General features: G+C 64.8%; 7 protein-coding genes. 2 read left to right on the top strand and 5 right to left on the bottom strand.

Annotated features, from left to right (window positions below; all coding sequences use genetic code 11):
* Positions 1-78: 78 nt before the first annotated feature.
* On the bottom strand, positions 79-369 hold the full coding sequence (locus tag AB4Y86_RS08640; protein WP_441401840.1) for an HPr family phosphocarrier protein: 291 nt from the start codon (positions 367-369) through the stop codon (positions 79-81).
* Positions 370-594: 225 nt separating this feature from the next.
* Here AB4Y86_RS08640 and AB4Y86_RS08635 point away from each other — a divergent pair, with 225 nt between their 5' ends.
* The gene (locus AB4Y86_RS08635; protein ID WP_441401839.1) at positions 595-1362 is read left to right on the top strand and encodes a GntR family transcriptional regulator; all 768 of its coding nucleotides are present in this window, start codon (positions 595-597) and stop codon (positions 1360-1362) included.
* Between the two features lie 74 nt (positions 1363-1436).
* On the opposite strand, the gene qcrB is transcribed toward AB4Y86_RS08635, so the two are convergent.
* The 4 genes from qcrB to ctaE form a co-directional block, all read right to left on the bottom strand.
* Entirely contained in the window at positions 1437-3116 is a 1680-nt protein-coding gene (gene qcrB / locus AB4Y86_RS08630; protein WP_441401838.1) for a cytochrome bc1 complex cytochrome b subunit, read from the bottom strand.
* On the bottom strand, positions 3094-4164 hold the full coding sequence (gene qcrA / locus AB4Y86_RS08625) for a cytochrome bc1 complex Rieske iron-sulfur subunit (protein WP_441401837.1): 1071 nt from the start codon (positions 4162-4164) through the stop codon (positions 3094-3096). The genes qcrB and qcrA overlap by 23 nt, the downstream gene beginning before the upstream one ends.
* Before the next feature lie 100 nt (positions 4165-4264).
* Positions 4265-5053, bottom strand: a complete 789-nt coding sequence (gene qcrC, locus AB4Y86_RS08620; protein ID WP_441401836.1) for a cytochrome bc1 complex diheme cytochrome c subunit — start codon at positions 5051-5053, stop codon at positions 4265-4267.
* 87 nt (positions 5054-5140) lie between these two features.
* Positions 5141-5815 carry an aa3-type cytochrome oxidase subunit III gene (gene ctaE, locus AB4Y86_RS08615; protein WP_441401835.1) on the bottom strand — a complete coding sequence of 225 codons (675 nt, stop codon included), beginning with the start codon at positions 5813-5815 and terminating at the stop codon, positions 5141-5143.
* Between the two features lie 112 nt (positions 5816-5927).
* Here ctaE and trpD point away from each other — a divergent pair.
* Positions 5928-6811 (top strand): anthranilate phosphoribosyltransferase (gene trpD / locus AB4Y86_RS08610; protein WP_441401834.1); only part of this gene is annotated, 884 nt, incomplete at its 3' end.

Raw genomic sequence — 6811 nt, 5'->3', positions numbered from 1 at the left:
CCACCATTTGGTGGGGCCCGCCGTCGTTTGCGTGTGTGCTGCGGCACCGCGCTGTGCCGGGCGCGGGGGACGGCCGGGTCAGCCCGACTGCGACTCCAGCAGGGCGCACAGCGCCGCCAGGACGCGCTCAGCAGTCCCGGGGCCGGCGCCTGCCGGGACGGCCTCGGCAGCAACGGCCAGCTCCACTTCGCACCCGCAGGAAAAATCCTCGGTCATGACCTCCAGCAGGGAACGGGCATCGACGCCCGGCCGGCCCTGCTTACTGATCGTGACGGGCAGTCCGCTCTGCGTTACGGCGCGGACGAAGGCCGCCGCCGGCCGGGCGTGCAGTCCGACCGACGCCTGGACGACCGCCTTGCGTGCTGGCAACTGTGCTCCCTTATCGGAGGTCGCCGGGCAGGCCGGCAATGGGTGCTGGGGTGGGCCGGACGTCTTCGCGCCGCGGCCGCCGTTTACGGCCTTCCCAGCGTAGCCGGGGGAGGAGCGGTGAGCGAACCCGGACAGGCCTGTGGTCTAGACCTGAGGGCGCCGTGACCTACGCTTTAGGTATGAAGCACTTCAGCAGGCCTTTCCGTGGAATCTAAGGCGGCCCGGATGGCCGGCGAGATTGACCGGCACAGCGGCGTCCCCATTTACGTGCAGCTCCGGGAGATCCTCCGCGCGCACATCGCGAGCGCGTGTCCGCCCGGATCGGCGCTCCCCTCCGAACGGGACCTCTCGGAACGGTTTGGTTTGGCCCGGATGACCGTGCGCCAGGCCATCGACGCGCTCGTCGGCGAAGAGGTGATCGAGCGCGTCGTCGGCCTGGGCACCTTCGTGCGCAAGCCCAAGCTGGACCTGCAGGTCAAACTCACGTCCTACAGCGAGGAAATGCAGCGCCGCGGCATGGTTCCGGCGGCCAAGGTGCTCAGCTTCGAACAGATCGGCGCCAGTGCCTTCCTGGCCCGGGAGCTGCAGCTCGAGGAGGGGACCCAGGTGGTTCGGTTCCGGCGCCTGCTGCTGGCCGACAATGAGCCCATGAGCGTCGATGAAAACTTCATCCCTGCGCACCGGGTGCCTGGGCTGCTCGACGGCGAGCCGCCGACATCGCTCTACAACGTGCTGAGCGAGCGCTACGGCCTGGTCATGGAGTGGGGCGAGGACATGATCGAGGCGACGGCGGCGTCGCCGTCCACGGCCCGCCTGCTGAATGTCGAGGTCGGGTCGCCGCTCCTGAAGATCCAACGGCACGCCTTTGTCGCCCGCGCCATGGTCGACTACTCCGTCTCCTACTACCGCGCCGACCGCTACAAGCTCTGGGTGCCCCTGCAGCGGCCCGGCGTCCGGCCGACGCGGAACTACGCGAACGGCTACCGCCCCTGACCCGTCGGTCGCGGTGGAACGCACAAAAGGCCCGGTCCTGGTGGACCGGGCCTTTTCGCTGACTCTGGCGGTGCTTAGTGGCTGAGGCTCTTCTGCTCAGCAGCCGCATCGATCGCCTCGTGCTCGCCGTGGTGGCTGTGCGCCGCCGCGAGCTCGGACGGGGTTGCCGGGGCGACCCGGTCCTCGAAGAACCACTTGGAGAGCATCGCGCGGCGCTTCTCCTTGCGGTCGACGACGCCGTTGCTGTTCGGCTGGGCCGGCAGCACGGTCGGGGATTCGAAGCCGACCAGCTTGTAACGCTTGTACTCGTCCAGCGGGGCGTGCACCTCGATGAACTCGCCGTGCGGCAGCCGCACGATGCGGCCGGTCTCCCGGCCGTGCAGGGCAATCTCCCGGTCCTTGCGCTGCAGGGCCAGGGCGACGCGCTTGGCAACGATGAAGCCGAGGATCGGTCCGATGAAGAACAGCGCGCGCAGCCAGTACGTGACGTCGTTCAAGGACACGTGGAAGTGCGTGGCGATGAGGTCCGAACTTGCGGCGGCCCACATCACGCAGTACCAAACGAAACCGGCGACGCCGATGCCCGTCCGGGTCGGGGCATTGCGGGGACGGTCCAGGACGTGGTGCTCGCGGTCGTCCTTGGTGATCCAGCGTTCGATCCACGGGTAGGTGAACATCACGGTGAACAGGATGCCCGCCGGGACCAGTGCCGGCAGCAGCACGTTGAAGCTGAACATGTGGCCGAACCAGATCTGCTCGACGTGCCAGTTCCCGAAGGTGCCCGGCATCAGGCGCAGCGCGCCGTCAACGAAGCCGATGTACCAGTCAGGCTGGGTACCGGCCGAGACAGGGGAGGGGTCGTAGGGACCGTAGTTCCAGATCGGGTTGATGGTGAAGAACCCGGCCATCAGGGCGATGACACCGAACACGATGAAGAAGAAGCCGCCAGCCTTCGCCGCGTAAACCGGGCCGAGCGGGTAGCCGACGACATTGCCGTCGTTGCGTCCCGGGCCGGGGTACTGGGTGTGCTTGTGCACGACCACCATGAACAGGTGGGCGGCGATCATCAGCAGGATGAGCGCGGGGACCAGCAGGATGTGGAGCATGTACAGCCGCCCGATGATGGCGGTGCCGGGGAATTCTCCGCCGAACAGGAAGAACGAGATGTACGTGCCGATGACCGGGATGGACTTGATCACGCCGTCGATGATGCGCAGGCCGTTGCCGGAGAGCAAGTCATCGGGGAGGGAGTAGCCGGTGAAGCCGGCAGCMATGGCCAGGATCAGCAGGAMGSTGCCCACCACCCAGTTCATTTCACGGGGCTTGCGGAAGGCGCCGGTGAAGAAGACGCGCAGCATGTGCACGCTCACCGAGGCCACGAACAGCAGGGCCGACCAGTGGTGGACCTGGCGCATGAACAGGCCGCCGCGAATATCGAAGGAGATGTTCAGCGACGAGTTGTAGGCCACCGACATTTCGACGTTGTTCAGCGGAAGGTAGGAACCCTGATAGTGGGTTTCGGCCATCGACGGGTCGAAGAAGAACGTCAGGAAGGTACCGGAGAGCAGCAGGATGACGAAGGAATACAGCGCCACCTCGCCGAACATGAAGGACCAGTGGTCGGGGAAGACCTTACGGCCGAATTCCCGGAGAATTCCGGATCCGCCGACACGCTGGTCAACGAAATCGGTGATGCGGCCGCCCTTGGTCTTGGCGACGAAAGTGGGGGTGTCAGCTGTTGATGTTGCGCTCATGCTCATCACGCTCCCAGTAGCTAGGTCCGACAGGTTCTTTGAAGTCGCTCGTGGCGTAAAGGTAACCCTCGTCGTCGACGGCGATGGGCAACTGCGGGAGCGGACGGCTGGCCGGGCCGAAGATAACCTTGCATTCCTGGGTCAGGTCGAAGGTTGACTGGTGGCACGGGCACAGCAGGTGGTGGGTCTGCTGCTCGTACAACGCAACAGGGCAACCAACGTGGGTGCAGATCTTGGAGTAGGCAACGATGCCGTTGTAGCTCCAGTTCTCCCGGCCCGCGGAGGGGTTAAGGGAGTCGGGGTTCAGGCGCATGAGCAGGACGACGGATTTGGCCTTCTCGTTCAGTTTGCCTTCTTGCAGCTCGTTGAGGCCTTCCGGAATCACGTGGAAAGCCGAGCCGATGGTGACGTCCGCTGCCCTGATGGGGGTGCCATCGGGGTCGCGGGTGAGACGCTTGTGCTTGCCGTCCACCGGCGCCCACATGGTGTGCGCCAGCGTCTTGTCCGGCCGCGGGCCGAGGTCGCCGAAGACCGCCAGGGCGGGCAGCGGAGCCAGCGCGACGGCGCCAAGCAGGGTGTTGCGGATCAGCGGGCGGCGCTTGATGCCGGTTTCCTCGACGATGTCGTCGACGATCCGGACGGCGGCCAAGCGGTCGTCTTCGGTCCGGATGGCGTGACGCTCTTCGGAAACCTCGTGGTCCGGCATGAGGGCCTTGGCCCAGTGCACGATGCCGGTGCCGATGCCGAGCATGGCAAAGGCGGTGCCGATGCCGAGCAGGGTGTTCTGCAGCCGGATGGTGCCGATCGAGGAGTCAGGTCCTAGATCGATGGCGAAGTACGCCACCAGGAATATCAGGGTGCCAACGACCGAGGCACCGAACAGAATGGCCACCTGCCGTTCCGCTCGCTTCGCGGCTCTCGGGTCCGTGTCGGCCAGGCGCAAACGATGCGGGGGAATTCCAGGATCCTGGAACTTCTCCACCTCATTCTGACCAGCCGTAGCTACGGTGCCCGAGTGGTTCGGACTGCCGTCACTATGGTTGCCCATAATTCGCCTCATCCTTCTCTCGTCTCGACCAGCGTCGAGTTAGTTTTCAATTCGACCTGCTGACGGATCAGCAGACAATTCTTACAGGTGAYGCGGGTGTCTAGGACGTCCGCGAAGTCAGCCAGATGGTGAAGGCGATGATTACGCCCAGGCCGGCAATCCAAACAAACAGGCCTTCGGAAACCGGACCCAGACCGCCCAGGTCGTTGCCGCCCGGGGAGCCGTTGGATTCAATCTGCTTCAGGAACGTGATGACGTCGCGCTTGCCCTCGGGCGAGATGTTGGCGTCGGAGAAGACCGGCATGTTCTGCGGGCCGGTCACCATGGCCTCGTAGATGTGCTTGCCGGAGACGTCGGCGAGGGCCGGAGCGAACTTGCCCCTGGTCAGCGCGCCGCCGGCTGCAGCAGCGTTGTGGCACATGGCACAGTTGGTGCGGAACAGTTCGCCACCCTTGGCGGCATCACCCTTCTCGTCGAGGACACCCGCTTCGGGGATGGTCGGGCCGGGGCCGAGCGAAGCAACGTACGCCGCAAGCTGGTGGGTCTGCTCATCGTTGAACTGGGCGGGCTTCTTGTAGGCCTGCGGGCCGTTCATCTGCATGGGCATACGGCCGGTGCCAACCTGGAAGTCAACGGCGGCGGCGCCGACGCCAACGAGCGACGGTCCCGTGGCTGAGCCGCTGGCACCCATGCCGTGGCAGGTGGCGCAGTTAGCGGCGAACAACTTGCCGCCTTGCTCTGCGTCGCTTGCACTGAAGCTGGTGGTGTCGGCCTTGGCCTGGTTGACGGTGGTGGCGACGGCGTACAGCCCACCAGTGATGAGGAGTCCCATCAGCAACAGGGCTACTGCTGCCAGTGGGTGACGTCGCTTCTGCGARAGTGCCTTCACGTGGTGGTTCCTTTWTTCGATCCTGCGKKGGCTCCGGGAGCCGCTTSTTGAAATTCTGCCTCTTGTAGAAAGAGAGTCAAGGCTTGGCTACTTGAGGACGTAGATGACCAGGAAGAGGCCGATCCACACGACGTCGACGAAGTGCCAGTAGTAAGAGGTGACGATCGCCGAGGTTGCCTCAAAGTGCCCGAACTTCTTCGCCGCGAAGGACCGCCCGATGATGAGCAGGAACGCCACGAGGCCGCCGATCACGTGCAGGCCGTGGAAGCCGGTGGTGATATAGAACGCGGAGCCATAGGCATTCGAAGAGAGCGAGACGTGCTCGGAGACGAGCATGGCGTACTCGGTCGACTGGCCGGCCACGAAGAACGCACCCATGATGAATGTGAGCGTGAACCACTCGTTCATTCCCCAACGGGTGAAGCTCAGGGGCCCGCCAAGCCTGCGCGGCTGGAGCCGTTCGGCGGCGAAGACGCCCATCTGGCAAGCAAAAGAACTTGCCACAAGGACGATGGTGTTTACGAGCGCAAACGGGAAGTTGAGCTTGGCTGTCTCTTCAGCCCACATCTGTCCAGAAGTCGAACGGAGTGTGAAGTACATGGCAAAGAGACCGGCGAAGAACATCAACTCACTGGACAGCCAGACAACGGTTCCAACGGAAACCATGTTCGGGCGATTCAGCGTCGGGTGCGCCGGGGTACTGGGGGCATGGGTCGCAGATGTCACATAGACATTATGTCTGTAAAAGTCCTGAGTGCCCAACGCAAACCGCGTTTCGGAAGGACTTTTTCTACAAAGACGCGAAATTGCGCGGAAAAGTTCCCCGGCCCCCTCACATTGGGCATTGCGGCCACCGGCTCGATAGCATCAGAACGTGACTTCTCAGGCATCTGCTCAGGCGGTAGGAAAGACTTGGCCGCGTCTCATCGGCGCCCTTATCAACGGAACGGACCTAACCGCGGACGAGACTGAGTGGGCCATGGGTTCGATCATGTCCGGCGAGGCCAGCCCCGCGCAGGTGGCCGGCTTCCTGGTCGCACTGCGGTCCAAGGGTGAGACCGTGGACGAACTGGCGGGACTGGTCGAAGCGATGATCACCAACGCCAATCCGATCGAGATAGCGGGCGAGAAGCTCGACATCGTCGGAACCGGCGGAGACCAGCAGAACACGGTCAATATCTCGACGATGGCCGCCCTGATCTGTGCCGGTGCGGGGGCCAGGGTGGTTAAGCACGGCAACCGTGCGTCCTCGTCCACCTCCGGTTCCGCCGACGTCCTGGAGGCGCTGGGCGTGCGGCTGGACCTGCCGATTCCGCGGGTGGCCCGGAACGCGGAGGAAGCCGGAATTACCTTCTGCTTCGCCCAGGTGTTCCATCCCTCCATGCGGCACGCCGCCGTCGCGCGCCGGGAGCTCGGCGTTCCCACCGCGTTCAATTTCCTGGGCCCGATGATCAACCCCGCCAACGTGCAGGCCTCCGCCGTCGGAGTGGCCAATGAACAGATGGCGCCCCTGGTAGCCGGGGTGCTGGCCAAGCGGGGCAGCCGGGGACTCGTGTTCCGCGGCAACGACGGCCTTGACGAACTGACCACCACCGGCCCGTCCCACGTGTGGGAAATCCGCAACGGCGAGGTCGTCGAGCAGATTTTCGATCCCCGCGAGCTGGGGATCCGCCAGGCGACGCTGGCCGAACTGCGCGGCGGGGACGCCGTGGCCAACGCCGCCGTCGTCCGTGCCGTCCTGGCCGGCGAGCCCGGTCC

The sequence above is a fragment of the Arthrobacter sp. 2YAF22_2 genome (assembly GCF_052114645.1).
Taxonomy (GTDB): domain Bacteria; phylum Actinomycetota; class Actinomycetes; order Actinomycetales; family Micrococcaceae; genus Arthrobacter.
Note: the sequence above shows the minus strand (reverse complement) of the source record. Positions and strands in the feature narration are given on the sequence as shown.